This is a genomic window from Terrihabitans aquatilis, from assembly GCF_052542005.1.
Map to the genome: position 1 here is coordinate 267,124 of NZ_JBOCUO010000001.1, position 14,052 is coordinate 281,175.

25 protein-coding genes are annotated in these 14,052 nt (G+C 61.5%); all 25 read left to right on the forward strand.

The features are described from left to right. The first annotated feature begins 69 nt into the window (after window positions 1-69). The 25 genes from rpsL (at window position 70) to rplO (ending at window position 14,048) form a co-directional block, all read left to right on the forward strand. A complete protein-coding gene (gene rpsL, locus ACQ6S1_RS01350) occupies window positions 70-441 on the forward strand; it encodes a 30S ribosomal protein S12 (RefSeq protein WP_114958747.1) in 372 nt (123 codons plus the stop codon). A gap of 12 nt (window positions 442-453) precedes the next feature. Beyond that, window positions 454-924 (forward strand): 30S ribosomal protein S7, encoded by a 471-nt coding sequence (rpsG, locus tag ACQ6S1_RS01355; protein ID WP_445039369.1) that lies wholly within the window; start codon window positions 454-456, stop codon window positions 922-924. 23 nt (window positions 925-947) lie between these two features. Then, the gene (gene fusA, locus ACQ6S1_RS01360) at window positions 948-3,035 is read left to right on the forward strand and encodes an elongation factor G (RefSeq protein WP_445039370.1); all 2,088 of its coding nucleotides are present in this window, start codon (window positions 948-950) and stop codon (window positions 3,033-3,035) included. A gap of 46 nt (window positions 3,036-3,081) precedes the next feature. Beyond that, complete coding sequence (gene tuf / locus ACQ6S1_RS01365) at window positions 3,082-4,272, forward strand: elongation factor Tu (protein WP_445039360.1); 1,191 nt, start codon at window positions 3,082-3,084, stop codon at window positions 4,270-4,272. A 58-nt stretch (window positions 4,273-4,330) separates the two neighbouring features. Beyond that, on the forward strand, window positions 4,331-4,639 hold the full coding sequence (gene rpsJ / locus ACQ6S1_RS01370; protein ID WP_445039371.1) for a 30S ribosomal protein S10: 309 nt from the start codon (window positions 4,331-4,333) through the stop codon (window positions 4,637-4,639). A 14-nt stretch (window positions 4,640-4,653) separates the two neighbouring features. Further along, entirely contained in the window at window positions 4,654-5,445 is a 792-nt protein-coding gene (gene rplC, locus ACQ6S1_RS01375; RefSeq protein ID WP_445039372.1) for a 50S ribosomal protein L3, read from the forward strand. Then, a complete protein-coding gene (rplD, locus tag ACQ6S1_RS01380) occupies window positions 5,445-6,068 on the forward strand; it encodes a 50S ribosomal protein L4 (protein WP_445039373.1) in 624 nt (207 codons plus the stop codon). Before rplC ends, rplD begins: the two co-directional genes overlap by 1 nt. Then, on the forward strand, window positions 6,065-6,361 hold the full coding sequence (locus ACQ6S1_RS01385; RefSeq protein ID WP_445039374.1) for a 50S ribosomal protein L23: 297 nt from the start codon (window positions 6,065-6,067) through the stop codon (window positions 6,359-6,361). Before rplD ends, ACQ6S1_RS01385 begins: the two co-directional genes overlap by 4 nt. Before the next feature lie 17 nt (window positions 6,362-6,378). After that, the gene (gene rplB / locus ACQ6S1_RS01390) at window positions 6,379-7,212 is read left to right on the forward strand and encodes a 50S ribosomal protein L2 (protein WP_445039375.1); all 834 of its coding nucleotides are present in this window, start codon (window positions 6,379-6,381) and stop codon (window positions 7,210-7,212) included. A 12-nt stretch (window positions 7,213-7,224) separates the two neighbouring features. Further along, the gene (rpsS, locus tag ACQ6S1_RS01395; RefSeq protein WP_445039376.1) at window positions 7,225-7,503 is read left to right on the forward strand and encodes a 30S ribosomal protein S19; all 279 of its coding nucleotides are present in this window, start codon (window positions 7,225-7,227) and stop codon (window positions 7,501-7,503) included. 4 nt (window positions 7,504-7,507) lie between these two features. Then, entirely contained in the window at window positions 7,508-7,888 is a 381-nt protein-coding gene (rplV, locus tag ACQ6S1_RS01400) for a 50S ribosomal protein L22 (protein WP_445039377.1), read from the forward strand. Further along, window positions 7,888-8,598 (forward strand): 30S ribosomal protein S3, encoded by a 711-nt coding sequence (rpsC, locus tag ACQ6S1_RS01405; protein WP_445039378.1) that lies wholly within the window; start codon window positions 7,888-7,890, stop codon window positions 8,596-8,598. The genes rplV and rpsC overlap by 1 nt, the downstream gene beginning before the upstream one ends. Window positions 8,599-8,627: 29 nt before the next feature. Then, window positions 8,628-9,041, forward strand: coding sequence for a 50S ribosomal protein L16 (rplP, locus tag ACQ6S1_RS01410; RefSeq protein WP_445039379.1), 414 nt, complete (start codon window positions 8,628-8,630; stop codon window positions 9,039-9,041). Continuing rightward, window positions 9,038-9,307, forward strand: coding sequence for a 50S ribosomal protein L29 (rpmC, locus tag ACQ6S1_RS01415; RefSeq protein WP_445039380.1), 270 nt, complete (start codon window positions 9,038-9,040; stop codon window positions 9,305-9,307). Before rplP ends, rpmC begins: the two co-directional genes overlap by 4 nt. Window positions 9,308-9,316: 9 nt before the next feature. Then, entirely contained in the window at window positions 9,317-9,568 is a 252-nt protein-coding gene (gene rpsQ / locus ACQ6S1_RS01420; RefSeq protein ID WP_445039381.1) for a 30S ribosomal protein S17, read from the forward strand. 64 nt (window positions 9,569-9,632) lie between these two features. After that, window positions 9,633-10,001, forward strand: coding sequence for a 50S ribosomal protein L14 (gene rplN / locus ACQ6S1_RS01425; protein WP_445039382.1), 369 nt, complete (start codon window positions 9,633-9,635; stop codon window positions 9,999-10,001). Next, entirely contained in the window at window positions 10,001-10,318 is a 318-nt protein-coding gene (gene rplX, locus ACQ6S1_RS01430; protein ID WP_445039383.1) for a 50S ribosomal protein L24, read from the forward strand. Before rplN ends, rplX begins: the two co-directional genes overlap by 1 nt. Continuing rightward, window positions 10,311-10,871 (forward strand): 50S ribosomal protein L5, encoded by a 561-nt coding sequence (gene rplE / locus ACQ6S1_RS01435; protein WP_445039384.1) that lies wholly within the window; start codon window positions 10,311-10,313, stop codon window positions 10,869-10,871. Before rplX ends, rplE begins: the two co-directional genes overlap by 8 nt. Window positions 10,872-10,890: 19 nt before the next feature. After that, window positions 10,891-11,196 (forward strand): 30S ribosomal protein S14, encoded by a 306-nt coding sequence (gene rpsN / locus ACQ6S1_RS01440; protein WP_445039385.1) that lies wholly within the window; start codon window positions 10,891-10,893, stop codon window positions 11,194-11,196. A gap of 12 nt (window positions 11,197-11,208) precedes the next feature. Continuing rightward, a complete protein-coding gene (rpsH, locus tag ACQ6S1_RS01445) occupies window positions 11,209-11,607 on the forward strand; it encodes a 30S ribosomal protein S8 (RefSeq protein WP_445039386.1) in 399 nt (132 codons plus the stop codon). A gap of 25 nt (window positions 11,608-11,632) precedes the next feature. Further along, window positions 11,633-12,166, forward strand: a complete 534-nt coding sequence (rplF, locus tag ACQ6S1_RS01450; RefSeq protein WP_445039387.1) for a 50S ribosomal protein L6 — start codon at window positions 11,633-11,635, stop codon at window positions 12,164-12,166. 11 nt (window positions 12,167-12,177) lie between these two features. Then, on the forward strand, window positions 12,178-12,537 hold the full coding sequence (gene rplR, locus ACQ6S1_RS01455) for a 50S ribosomal protein L18 (RefSeq protein ID WP_445039388.1): 360 nt from the start codon (window positions 12,178-12,180) through the stop codon (window positions 12,535-12,537). Window positions 12,538-12,563: 26 nt separating this feature from the next. Next, window positions 12,564-13,193: a 30S ribosomal protein S5 gene (rpsE, locus tag ACQ6S1_RS01460; RefSeq protein ID WP_445039389.1), complete on the forward strand. Its 630-nt coding sequence runs from the start codon at window positions 12,564-12,566 to the stop codon at window positions 13,191-13,193. An 11-nt stretch (window positions 13,194-13,204) separates the two neighbouring features. Then, complete coding sequence (gene rpmD / locus ACQ6S1_RS01465) at window positions 13,205-13,420, forward strand: 50S ribosomal protein L30 (RefSeq protein WP_445039390.1); 216 nt, start codon at window positions 13,205-13,207, stop codon at window positions 13,418-13,420. A 142-nt stretch (window positions 13,421-13,562) separates the two neighbouring features. Continuing rightward, the gene (rplO, locus tag ACQ6S1_RS01470; RefSeq protein ID WP_445039391.1) at window positions 13,563-14,048 is read left to right on the forward strand and encodes a 50S ribosomal protein L15; all 486 of its coding nucleotides are present in this window, start codon (window positions 13,563-13,565) and stop codon (window positions 14,046-14,048) included. Window positions 14,049-14,052 lie beyond the last annotated feature (4 nt).

A 14,052-nucleotide genomic window follows, 5' to 3' on the forward strand; every position in this document is an offset into this window, starting at 1 on the left:
GCCTCTGATGGGGTCAGCTGGGCGATTTCTGTGTTTGGAGCGCTGTGCGCTCAGGAGAAAAGGCGAACGATGCCGACCATCAGTCAGCTGATCCGCAAGCCGCGGCAGGCGCCGGTTTACCGCGAAAAGGCACGTCATCTTGAGGCCTGCCCTCAGAAGCGTGGCGTTTGCACCCGCGTTTACACGACGACCCCGAAGAAGCCGAACTCGGCTCTCCGTAAGGTTGCCAAGGTCCGCCTCACCAACGGCTTTGAAGTGATCGGCTACATTCCGGGTGAAGGTCACAACCTTCAGGAGCACTCGGTCGTCATGATCCGTGGCGGTCGCGTGAAGGACCTTCCGGGCGTCCGCTATCACATTCTGCGCGGCGTTCTGGATACCCAGGGCGTCAAGAACCGTAAGCAGCGCCGTTCGAAGTACGGCGTGAAGCGTCCGAAGTAAGGGAAAGCGTCCATGTCGCGCCGCCATCGTGCCGAGCGCCGGGAGATCATCCCGGATCCCAAGTTTGGTGACATTGTCCTCACCAAGTTCATGAACTGCGTCATGGAGGACGGAAAGAAGTCCGTCGCCGAGACCATCGTTTATGGTGCCTTCGATACCATCGAAGCGCGCGCCAAGCAGAACCCGATCGAGGTGTTTCACACCGCGCTCGACAATGTTGCTCCTTCCGTCGAAGTGCGTTCGCGCCGCGTCGGTGGTGCGACGTATCAGGTCCCGGTCGAGGTTCGTCCGGATCGTCGTCAGGCTCTCGCCATTCGCTGGCTTATCAGCGCGGCGCGCGCCCGTAATGAAAAGACCATGGTCGACAAGCTGTCGGCTGAGCTTCTCGACGCTGCCAACAATCGTGGCACCGCCGTGAAGAAGCGCGAAGACACGCACCGGATGGCTGACGCCAACCGCGCGTTCTCGCACTACCGCTGGTAAGACCTGATCTCGAGGAGCCGACCATGGCGCGCACTCATAATATCGAGGACTATCGTAACTTCGGCATCATGGCCCACATCGATGCCGGTAAGACGACGACCACGGAGCGGATCCTCTTCTTCACGGGCAAGAGCCACAAGATCGGCGAAGTCCACGAAGGCGCTGCCACCATGGACTGGATGGAGCAGGAGCAGGAGCGCGGCATTACGATCACGTCTGCCGCGACGACCGCTTTCTGGAAAGACAAGCGCCTCAACATCATCGACACCCCCGGCCACGTCGATTTCACCATCGAAGTCGAGCGCTCGCTGCGCGTGCTTGACGGTGCTGTGTGCGTGCTTGATTCCAACCAGGGTGTGGAGCCGCAGACCGAGACGGTCTGGCGCCAGGGCGACAAGTATCGCGTTCCCCGCATTGTCTTCTGCAACAAGATGGACAAGACGGGCGCGGACTTCTTCAAGTGCCTCGACGATATCGTGAAGCGCCTTGGCGCACGTCCGGTCGCGATTCAGCTCCCGATCGGCTCTGAGGCCGATTTCCGCGGCGTGATTGATCTCGTCCAGATGAAAGCGATTGTCTGGGAGAGCAACGACACCGCCGTAAATGCCTCGACCCCGCCGAAGTTGGTCGACATTCCGGAGAACCTCAAGGCTCAGGCCGAGGAATACCGTTCCAAGCTTGTCGAGGCTGCCGTCGAGCTCGACGATGCTCTCATGGAGGCCTATCTCGAGGGCACCGAGCCTGATGAGGCGGCCCTCAAGAAGTTGATCCGCAAGGCGGTGCTCACCAGCGCCTTCTTCCCCGTTCTTTGCGGAACGGCGTTTAAGAACAAGGGTGTGCAGCCTCTGCTCGACGCGGTGGTGGATTACTTGCCTTCGCCGGTCGATGTGCCGGCGATCAAGGGTGTCGATCCGCGTAACGACGAGGACGTGGTTCGGAATTCGTCCGACAGCGAGCCGCTGGCTCTGCTCGGCTTCAAGATCATGGACGACCCCTTTGTCGGCACGATCACGTTCTGCCGTATCTATTCGGGCAAGCTCGAAACCGGCGCGAATGTCATCAATTCGACGCGCGACAAGAAAGAGCGCATCGGCCGCATGCTTCTGATGCACGCGAACAATCGTGAAGACATCAAGGAAGCCTATGCCGGTGACATCGTTGCCTTGGCGGGTCTCAAGGAAGTCCGCACCGGCGACACGCTGTGCGATCCCCAGAAGCCTGTGATTCTTGAGCGTATGGAATTTCCCGAGCCGGTCATCGAGATCGCGATCGAGCCGAAGTCCAAGGCGGACCAGGAGAAGCTTGGCACCGCGCTGCACAAGATGGCAGCCGAGGATCCGTCGTTCCGCGTATCGACGGACCAGGAGAGCGGTCAGACCATCCTGAAGGGAATGGGCGAGCTGCATCTCGACATCAAGGTCGACATCCTGCGCCGTACCTACAAGGTCGATGCGAACATCGGTGCGCCTCAGGTCGCGTATCGTGAGCGCATCTCCAAGAAGGTCGAGGTGGACTACACCCACAAGAAGCAGACGGGTGGCACTGGTCAGTTTGCCCGCGTGAAGTTCGTGGTCGAGCCAGCTGAAAACGGTCAGGCCTTCGAGTTCGAGTCGAAGATCATCGGCGGCGCTGTTCCCAAGGAATATCTGCCGGGCGTTGAAAAGGGCCTTCAGAGCGTGCTCGGAGCGGGCGTCGTCGCCGGCTTCCCGGTCGTCGACCTCAAGGTCGAGCTGATCGACGGCGCTTACCACGAAGTCGACTCCTCGGCGCTCGCCTTCGAGATCGCCTCCCGCGCGGCTCTTCGTGAGGCGTTGCAGAAGGGCAATTCGGTTCTGCTGGAGCCGATCATGAAGGTGGAGGTTGTCACGCCTGAAGAGTACACGGGCTCCGTTATCGGCGACCTGAACTCCCGGCGCGGCCAGATCCTTGGCCAAGACATGCGTGGCAATGCGAACGTCGTGAACGCGATGGTCCCGCTCGCCAACATGTTTGGATATGTGAGCCAGCTGCGGTCCTTCAGTCAGGGCCGCGCCCAGTTCACCATGCAGTTCGATCATTACGAGCAGGTGCCCGCGCACATCGCTCAGGAGGTTCAGGCGAAATTCGCCTGAACCCCGCATCCTGAACATCTAGAAAAGACAGAAACGGATCTTCGCCATGGCCAAAGAGAAGTTTTCGCGGTCGAAGCCGCACTGCAACATTGGAACGATTGGTCACGTTGACCATGGCAAGACGTCATTGACGGCTGCGATCACGAAGGCGCTTGCGGAGTCGGGTGGTGCGACGTTTACGGCGTATGACCAGATTGACAAGGCTCCTGAGGAGAAGGCTCGCGGCATCACGATTTCGACGTCGCATGTCGAGTACGAGACGACGAACCGCCATTATGCGCACGTCGACTGCCCTGGCCACGCCGATTATGTGAAGAACATGATCACGGGTGCGGCGCAGATGGACGGCGCGATCCTGGTTGTTTCGGCGGCTGACGGCCCGATGCCGCAGACGCGCGAGCACATCCTTCTGGCGCGCCAGGTTGGTGTTCCGGCTCTGGTGGTGTTCCTGAACAAGGTGGACCAGGTCGACGATCCGGAGCTTCTGGATCTGGTTGAGCTGGAGGTTCGCGAGCTTCTGTCGAAGTACGATTTCCCGGGCGACGACATTCCGGTGGTTCGCGGCTCGGCGCTTGCGGCGCTCGAGGATTCGAACGCAGAGATCGGCCGTGAGGCGGTCCTGAAGCTGATGGCCGAGGTGGATGCCTACATTCCGCAGCCGGAGCGTCCGGTTGACCAGCCGTTCCTGATGCCGGTCGAGGACGTGTTCTCGATCTCGGGCCGTGGCACGGTTGTGACGGGTCGTGTCGAGCGCGGCATCGTGAAGGTCGGCGAGGAAGTCGAGATCGTCGGCATTCGTCCGACGACGAAGACGACGGTGACGGGCGTGGAGATGTTCCGCAAGCTGCTCGACCAGGGCCAGGCGGGCGACAACATCGGCGCGCTTCTGCGCGGCACGAAGCGTGAGGACGTGGAGCGCGGCCAGGTGCTGTGCAAGCCGGGTTCTGTGAAGCCGCACACGAAGTTCAAGGCCGAGGCCTACATCCTGACGAAGGAAGAGGGTGGCCGCCACACGCCGTTCTTCGGCAATTACCGTCCGCAGTTCTATTTCCGCACGACGGACGTGACGGGCGTGGTGACGCTTCCCGAGGGCACCGAGATGGTGATGCCGGGCGACAACATCACGGTCGAGGTGACCTTGATCTCGCCGATCGCCATGGAGGAGAAGCTGCGCTTCGCCATCCGTGAAGGCGGCCGTACCGTCGGCGCAGGCGTCGTCGCAAGCATCATCGAGTGATTTAACGTAACCGTGGAGGAGCCGGTCGAGGCCGGTTCCGCCACCATTGAGGCTGATCATGAACGGTCAGAATATTCGTATCCGGCTCAAGGCGTTCGATCATCGGGTTCTCGATGCTTCGACCCGCGAGATCGTCTCGACGGCCAAGCGGACGGGCGCACGCGTGCGTGGTCCCATTCCGCTGCCGACGCTGATCGAGAAGTTCACGGTCAACCGTAGCCCCCATGTCGATAAGAAGAGCCGCGAGCAGTTTGAAATGCGCACGCACAAGCGTCTTCTGGACATTGTCGATCCGACCCCGCAGACGGTGGACGCGCTGATGAAGCTCGACCTCGCCTCTGGCGTGGATGTCGAGATCAAGCTCTGAGAGGGACGGCAAAAATGCGGTCCGGTGTGATTGCCCAGAAGGTCGGCATGACGCGCATCTTTACGGATGCAGGCGAGCATGTGCCGGTTACAGTCCTGAAGCTCGATCAGTGCCAGGTGGTTGCCCACCGCACGCTTGAGAAGGACGGTTATGTTGCGCTCCAGCTGGGTGCTGGCCTGCGCAAGGCGAAGAATGTCTCGAAAGCGACGCGCGGCCATTTCGCCGTGGCGCAGGTCGAGCCCAAGCAGAAGGTCGTGGAATTCCGCGTGCCGAGCGATGGTCTGATCCCGGTTGGCGCCGAGATCACGGCGGATCACTTCCTCGCAGGCCAGTTCGTGGATGTCACGGGCACCTCGACGGGTAAGGGCTTCGCTGGTGCTATGAAGCGTTGGAACTTCGGTGGTCTGCGTGCGACGCACGGTGTGTCGATTTCGCACCGCTCGCATGGTTCGACCGGCGGACGCCAGGATCCCGGCAAGGTCTTCAAGAACAAGAAGATGGCCGGTCATCTGGGTGTCGAGCGCGTCACCACGCAGAACTTGCGCGTTGTCCGCACGGATGTGGAGCGTGGGCTGATCCTCGTCGAGGGTGCTGTCCCAGGTCCGGCCGGCGGCTGGATTGAGCTCCGTGATGCGGTCAAGCGCAAGCTTCCCGACGGTATTCCGACGCCCGGCAAGTACCGTCTTGCGGACGAAAAGAATTCGCCGAAGAACGCCGCTGCTGACGAGAGCGCGGCGGATGTCGAGGCCAAGAACGCGGCCGACGCCGCGACCGGTCCCGAGACCGTTGATGGGGAGGCTGTCTGATGGTCGATATCAGCGTCAAGACGCTTGCTGGCGAAGATGCCGGCAACGTTACCCTGTCTGACGAAATCTTCGGTCTGGAGCCGCGTGCCGATATTCTGGCCCGCGTGGTTCGCTGGCAGCTGGCACGACGCCAGGCCGGCACCCACCAGACCAAGGGTCGCTCGGACATCGCTCGTACGAAGTCCAAGATGTACAAGCAGAAGGGCACCGGTCGCGCCCGTCATCACGCCGCGTCGGCGCCGCAGTTTCGTGGCGGCGGGCGGGCCTTCGGTCCGGTCGTGCGCAGTCATGCTCATGATCTGCCCAAGAAGGTGAGGGCGCTTGGCTTGCGTCATGCTCTCTCCAGCAAGGCTCGTGACGGCGGTCTGATCGTGGTCGACAATGCTGGGCTCGCCGAAGGCAAGACTAAGGCGTTCCGTGAGGTTCTGGCCAAGCTCGGCTTGAACTCGGCCCTGATCGTCGACGGTGCAGAGGTTGAGTTGAACCTCGGCCGTGCGGCTCGCAACGTTCCTCATGTGGACGTTCTGCCGGTACAGGGCATCAACGTGTACGACATTCTTCGGCGCGATACGCTCGTGCTGACGCGGGCCGCGGTTGACGCGCTCGAGGAGCGTTTCAAATGAGCAAGGATCCACGCCATTACGACGTGATCGTTTCTCCGGTGATCACCGAGAAGGCGACCATGGCGTCTGAATACAACAAGGTTGTTTTCCGCGTCGCAAAGACTGCGACCAAGCCTCAGATCAAAGAGGCGGTTGAGAAGCTTTTCGATGTGAAGGTGACCGGCGTTAACACCCTGGTCCGCAAGGGCAAGGTGAAGCGCTTCAAGGGCCGGCTCGGTCAGCAGAGCGATGTCAAGAAGGCCGTTGTGACCCTCGCTGAGGGCCACTCGATCGACGTGACGTCTGGCGTCTGAGCGGAAGGGCAGAGAACATGGCACTCAAGCACTTCAAACCCGTCACCCCCGGCCTGCGCCAGCTCGTGATCGTTGATCGCTCGGAGCTGTACAAGGGCAAGCCGGAAAAGACGCTGACCGAAGGTCTGTCGTCCAAGGGCGGCCGCAACAATACGGGTCGCGTGACTGTTCGCTTCCGCGGCGGCGGTCACAAGCGAACCTATCGCGTCATCGATTTCAAACGCCGTAAGCTGGATATTCCTGCAACGGTGGAGCGAATCGAGTATGACCCGAACCGTTCCGCCTTCATCGCGTTGGTGAAGTACGCCGACGGGGAGCTTGCTTACATCCTGGCTCCGCAGCGTCTTGCTGCCGGCGATCAGATCGTGGCGGGTGTTCAGGTCGATGTGAAGCCTGGAAACGCGATGGCTCTTTCGAGCATCCCGGTGGGCACGATCGTGCACAACATCGAGATGAAGATCGGCAAGGGTGGCCAGATTGCCCGGTCGGCAGGCGCCTATGCGCAGATCGTCGGACGTGATCAGGGCTATGTGGCGGTCCGGCTCAACTCCGGCGAGCAGCGGCTGATTAACGGCCAGTGCTTTGCGACGGTCGGCGCGGTGTCGAACCCGGACCACTCGAACATCAGCCATGGTAAGGCGGGACGTTCGCGCTGGCTGGGTCGCCGTCCGCACAATCGCGGCGTGACCATGAACCCGGTCGACCATCCGCACGGCGGTGGTGAAGGCCGCACCTCTGGTGGCCGTCATCCGGTTACCCCGTGGGGCAAGCCGACCAAGGGCAAGAAGACCCGTCGCAACAAGGCGACGAACAAGTTCATCGTGTCCAGCCGGCACGCCAGGAAGAAGTAAGGGGATCGGATCGTGGCACGTTCCATCTGGAAGGGACCGTTCGTGGACGGTTATCTGCTCAAGAAGGCAGATAACGCTCGCGGTTCCGGCCGCGCCGAGGTCATCAAGACCTGGAGCCGGCGTTCGACCATCCTGCCGCAGTTTGTGGGCCTGACTTTCGGCGTCCACAACGGGCAGAAGCACATCCCGGTCTTCGTCTCGGAAGAGATGGTTGGCCACAAGCTGGGCGAATTCGCTCCGACGCGCACCTATTACGGTCACGCGGCGGACAAGAAGGCCAAGAGGAAGTAATCCGATGGGCAAGCAAGCTCGTGAGCGCAGCCTCGCGGAAAATGAAGCGCAGGCGAAAACCCGCCTGATCCGCATCAGCCCGCAGAAGCTGAACCTGGTGGCTCAGCTGATCCGTGGCAAGGCGGTCGCAACCGCGCTTGCGGATCTGCAGTTCTCGCGCAAGCGCATCGCAAAGGACGTCAAAAAGACGCTCGAAAGCGCGATCGCAAACGCAGAGAACAATCACAGCCTGGACGTCGACGATCTCGTCGTTGCCGAGGCACATGTCGGCAAGGCGCTGGTTATGAAGCGCTTTTCGCCGCGCGCTCGTGGCCGTGTCGGCCGCATCGAAAAGCCGTTTTCGAACCTCACCATCGTGGTTCGTCAGGTTCGGGAGACTGCGTGATGGGTCAGAAGATCAATCCGATCGGGCTGCGCGTCGGCATCAACCGCACCTGGGATTCGCGCTGGTTCGCAGCTCGTGGCGAATACGGTCGCCTGCTGCATGAGGATATGCGCATCCGCGACGCGCTGCTGAAGGATCTGAAGCAAGCTGCGGTTTCGAAGATCGTGATCGAGCGTCCGCATAAGAAATGCCGCGTAACGATCCATTCGGCGCGTCCCGGTATTGTCATTGGCAAGAAGGGCGCCGATATCGAGAAGCTGCGCAAGAAGGTCGGCTCGATGACGGACAGCGATGTCCATATCAACATCGTTGAAGTGCGCAAGCCCGAGATCGACGCTCAGCTCGTTTCGGATTCGATTGCTCAGCAGCTTGAGCGTCGTGTGGCTTTCCGCCGTGCGATGAAGCGAGCGGTTCAGTCGGCGATGCGCCTGGGTGCGGAAGGCATCCGCATCACCTGTTCGGGCCGTCTCGGTGGCGCGGAAATCGCGCGGACCGAATGGTACCGCGAGGGCCGGGTGCCGCTGCACACGCTGCGCGCCGATATCGACTACGGGGTTTCCACGGCGCATACCGCCATGGGCACTTGCGGCGTCAAGGTTTGGATTTTCAAGGGCGAGATCATGGAACACGATCCCATGGCTCAGGAAAAGCGCCTGAGCGAGGGTGAAGGTTCGAGCAACCGTGGGCGCCGCGAGCGCGAAACGGCCTGACCGTCCAAGAGTTTAGGTAGGGACAGATCATGCTTCAGCCGAAGCGCACCAAATTCCGCAAGCAGTTCAAGGGACGCATTTCCGGCGTTGCCAAGGGCGGAACCAATCTGGACTTTGGATCCTTCGGTCTGAAGGCGATGGAACCCGAGCGCATCACTTCGCGTCAGATCGAGGCGGCTCGCCGCGCTCTGACCCGTGAGATGAAGCGTCAGGGCCGCGTCTGGATCCGGATCTTCCCGGACGTTCCGGTCACGGCCAAGCCGACCGAAGTCCGCATGGGTAAGGGCAAGGGCGCTATCGAATATTGGGCCGCTAAGGTAAAGCCTGGCCGCATCATGTTCGAGCTCGACGGTGTCAGCGAGGAGGTTGCGCGTTCGGCGTTGCGGCTCGCCGCGGCCAAGCTGCCGATCCGGACCCGCTTCGTGCAGCGCATTGCGGAGTGAGTGAAATGACGAAGATCACCGATGTGCGTGCGCTCAGCGCCGACCAGGTTTCCGACGAAGTGCTCAAGCTGAAGCGCGAGCAGTTCAACCTGCGCTTCCAGCGGGCCACCGGCCAGTTGGAAAACACGTCCCGCTTCCGGGAGATCCGCCGCGACATCGCTCGCCTCCAGACGGTGGCGCGCGAGCGCTCGCTGGGCGAGGACGCCGGTAAGGGTGCCAAGAGCAAGCGGGCTGCGGCCCAGACCGAAACCAAGGCCAAGGGCTGAGGATAGACTATGCCGAAGCGCATTCTCCGCGGTGTCGTCGTGAGCGACACCAACAACAAGACCGTGGTCGTGAAGGTTGAGCGTCGTTTCACGCATCCACTTCTGAAGAAGACGGTGCGTCGCACGAAGAACTATCACGCCCACGATGAGAACAACGTGTTCAAGATTGGCGATCAGATCGCCATTGAAGAGAGCGCGCCGATCTCCAAGCAGAAGCGTTGGCGGGTTGTCGAGAACGACACCGCTTCTGAACAGAGCTGAGAACAGGGCCCGGCGGTCGTAGTCCCCACGGGAAACCGGCCGTCAGCAAAAAGGAAGTGATGCCATGATCCAGATGCAATCGAACCTCGACGTCGCCGACAATTCCGGTGCACGTCGCGTCATGTGCATCAAAGTGCTTGGCGGTTCGAAGCGGAAATATGCCTCCGTCGGCGACATCATCGTCGTTTCGGTGAAGGAGGCCATTCCGCGCGGCCGTGTGAAGAAGGGCGAAGTCCTGAAGGCCGTCATCGTGCGGACCGCCAAGGACATCAAGCGTCCGGACGGTTCGGTGATCCGGTTCGACCGGAACGCGGCCGTTCTCGTGAACAAGGAAGGCGAGCCGATCGGGACCCGTATCTTCGGACCGGTGCCGCGCGAACTGCGCGCCCGGAATCACATGAAGATCATCTCGCTCGCGCCGGAGGTGCTGTGATGGCAGCGAAGATCAAAAAAGGCGACAAGGTTGTCGTTCTCACAGGCAAGGACAAGGGCAAGACCGGTGAGGTTTTGCAGGTGATGCCGAAGGATGAGCGCGCGGTTGTCAAGGGGGTGAACATGATCGTTCGCCACCAGCGCCAGACGCAGTCGCAGGAAGGTGGCCTGGTCCGTAAGGAAGGCACCATTCACCTGTCGAATATCGCGCTTGCCGATCCGGCATCGGGCAAGCCCACACGGGTCGGTTTTGAGACCCTGGACGGCGACCGCAAGGTCCGCGTTGCCAAGCGCTCGGGAGAGCGGATCGATGCTTGATACTGTGAATTATTCGCCGCGAATGAAGTCGCTCTACGAGAGCGAAGTCCGCAAGGCGCTGATGGATAAGTTCGGCTACAAGAATGTCATGGAAATTCCGACCATCGACAAGGTGGTTCTGAACATGGGCATTGGCGAGGCTGTGGCCGACTCCAAGAAGGTTCAGTCGGCCGCTGCCGATCTGAGCCGGATCGCTGGCCAGAAAGCCGTCATCACCAAGGCGCGCACGTCGATCGCGACGTTCAAGTTGCGCGAGGGCCAGGCTGTCGGCACCAAGGTGACGCTCCGCAAGGTCCGGATGTGGGAGTTTCTTGACCGCTTCGTGAACGTGGCTCTGCCTCGTGTTCGCGACTTCCGCGGTCTGAACCCCAAGAGCTTCGACGGTCGCGGCAATTATGCGACCGGCATCAAGGAGCACATCATTTTCCCCGAGATCAACTACGACCAGGTCGAGCAGGTTTGGGGTATGGACGTGATCGTCGCGACAACGGCGCGAACGGACGACGAGGCGCGCGAATTGCTGCGCGCGCTCAATTTTCCGTTCCGTAGCTGAGCGGCGAGAGGAGAGACCGATGGCGAAGAAAAGCGCTGTAGAAAAGAACAATCACCGCAAGACGATCGTCGCTAAGTTCGCGGCCAAGCGCGCTGCGCTGAAGGCGGTTGCCGACGATCAGTCCCGTCCGATTGAGGAGCGTTTCGAAGCGCGCCTCAAACTTGCGGAGCTGCCCCGTAATTCCTCGAAGACGCGAATTCGTTTGCGTTGCGAGATCACGGGTCGTCCGCGTGCGAACTACCGGAAGCTCAAGATGTCCCGTATCGCGCTGCGCGAGCTGGGCAACAAGGGGCTGATCCCGGGCCTCGTCAAGTCGAGCTGGTAAGGAGCCACCACAATGAGCATGGTTGATCCGCTCGGCGATATGCTGACCCGTATCCGGAACGCGCAGATGCGCCGCAAGACCAGCGTCATGACGCCGGGTTCGACGCTTCGAGCACATGTCCTGGACGTTTTGAAGACCGAAGGCTATATCCGCGATTACTCGACGACCGAGTATGACGCAGGCCGGACCGAGTTCAACATTGAACTCAAATATTTCGATGGTGCGCCGGTGATCCGTGAGATCGCCCGCGTGTCGAAGCCCGGCCGGCGCGTTTATGCGTCCGTGAAGAATCTGCCCCGCGTGTCCAATGGGCTGGGTGTGGCGATTGTCTCCACGCCGAAGGGCGTCATGGCCGACCACGAAGCTCGTGAGCAGAACGTGGGCGGCGAGGTTCTCTGCACGGTCTTCTGATCGGCATACAGGTAAGGAAGGCGCCATGTCGCGCATTGGCAAGAAGGCGATCACTGTTCCGCAGGGAGCTACGGCGACCGTCGACGGGCAGTTGGTCCGCTTCAAGGGACCGAAGGGCGAATTGTCCTTCACTCTGCATGAGGATATCGAGGGAACACTCGAGGACGGATCCGTGAAGGTGACGCCTCGTGCTGAAACCAAGCGGGCGCGGTCTCAATGGGGCTTGTCGCGCAGCATGGTTCAGAACCTGGCTACGGGTGTGACGTCCGGCTTTGAGAAGAAGCTCGAGATCGAAGGCGTCGGTTACCGCGCCTCCGTGCAGGGCAAGAACCTGGTACTCGCGCTCGGCTACAGCCATGACGTGATCTATCCCATTCCGGATGGCATCACGATCACGGCCACCAAGCCGACCGAACTCACGGTCGCGGGTATCAACAAGCAGCAGGTCGGCCAGGTTGCCGCCGAGATCCGTGAATGGCGTCCGCCGGAGCCCTATAAGGGCAAGGGTGTGCGCTATGCCGGTGAATTTATCTTCCGCAAGGAAGGCAAGAAGAAGTAACGGAGCGCACGATGGTCAAGGATCTCAAGGCGGCCACGCGACGCAAGAACCGCGTGCGGCGTGCCCTTCGCAAGGTTTCGGTGACGGGTCGGCCGCGTTTGTCGGTGTTCCGTTCCTCGAAGCATATCTACGCCCAGATCATCGACGATGCGCGGGGCCATACGCTGGCTTCGGCGTCGTCGAATGAAAAGGATGCGCGCGAGCGCACCGGCGCTGACGTGGAGGCGGCTGCGGCCGTCGGAAAGCTCATCGCTGAGCGCGCCACGAAGGCCGGCGTCAAGGACGTCGTTTTCGATCGCGGCGCCTACATTTATCACGGGCGCGTCAAGGCGCTCGCCGACGGCGCCCGTGAGGGCGGCCTGAACTTCTAAGTCCCGTACGGGAAGAGGACGAGAACATGGCAAACGAGCCGAGAGGCCCGCGCAGCAATGACGGGCAGCGCCAGCAGCGCGGCGAGGGCCGCGGTCCTGGTCGTGGCCGCGGCGGTCCCGAGCGGGAAGAGCGCGACAGCGAGTTCGTCGACAAGCTGGTGCATATCAACCGCGTCGCGAAGGTTGTGAAGGGCGGACGTCGGTTCGGCTTCGCTGCCCTCGTTATCGTGGGCGATCAGAAGGGCCGGGTCGGTTACGGCCACGGCAAGGCGCGTGAAGTGCCGGAAGCAATTCGGAAGGCAACCGAGTCCGCCAAGCGCGGTCTGGTCCGCATTCCGCTGCGCGAAGGCCGTACGCTGCATCACGACGTGTCGGGCCGCTGGGGCGCCGGCAAGGTGATCGTCCGCGCCGCGCCCGCAGGTACGGGCATCATCGCGGGTGGTCCCATGCGCGCCGTGTTCGAGACGCTGGGCGTGCAGGACGTTGTGGCGAAGTCGCTCGGCTCTTCGAATCCGTACAACATGGTGCGTGCGACGTTTGCGGCCCTTCAGGCCGAGGACAGCCCGCGCTCGGTGGCGGCTCGCCGCAACCTCAAGGTTTCCGCGCTGCAGTCTCGCCGTCGTGACGTCGACGTCGGCGAAGCCGTCGACGCCTGAGGAGGGACGATATGGCGAAGAAACCCGAAACGCCGCGCAATACGGTTGGCAGCATCACGGTCGAGCAGACCGGTAGCCACCTCCGGCGCCCGGACCATCAGCAGCGCACGCTGATCGGCCTGGGATTGAACAAGATCGGTCGCCGGCGAACCCTGCCGGATAACGCCGCCGTCCGAGGCGCGATTGCAAAGGTTGCGCACCTCGTGCGAATCGTCGACGAGAAGTGAATTGATCGGCCCGGCTTGTCCGGGCCGATTGCTGGACAGCGGATGATTAGCCGCTGTAGGAACAACCCGGGCCGTCCCCCTGGCGTGGATGGTCTCGTAAGTGATGCGCATATTGGCGCAAGCGAGCCAGATGGAGCGGAAAATGAAGCTGAACGAGATCAGGGACAACGAAGGCGCCTCCAAGAATCGGATGCGTGTCGGTCGTGGCATTGGTTCCGGCAAGGGCAAGACCGGTGGTCGCGGCGTGAAAGGTCAGAAGGCCCGCTCCGGTGTCGCCATCAACGCGTTCGAGGGCGGTCAGATGCCCTTGCACCGTCGTCTTCCCAAGCGCGGCTTCGTCAATATTTTCCGCAAGGATCTCAACGAGCTGAATCTCGATCGGATCCAGGTTGCCATCGACGCTGGCAAAATCGATGTGGCGCAGGCCGTGACGGTCGACAGCCTCGTGGCTGCGGGTGTCCTGTCGCGTAAGCGCGATGGCGTGAAGCTTCTCGGTAAGGGCGAGCTCAGCGCGAAGAACGTTACGTTCGAGGTGTATGCCGCGTCGAAGTCCGCTCTTGAGGCGATCGAGAAGGCCGGCGGCTCGGTGAAGATCCTGGCACCGAAGGCCGAAGCCGATCAGGCCTGATCAG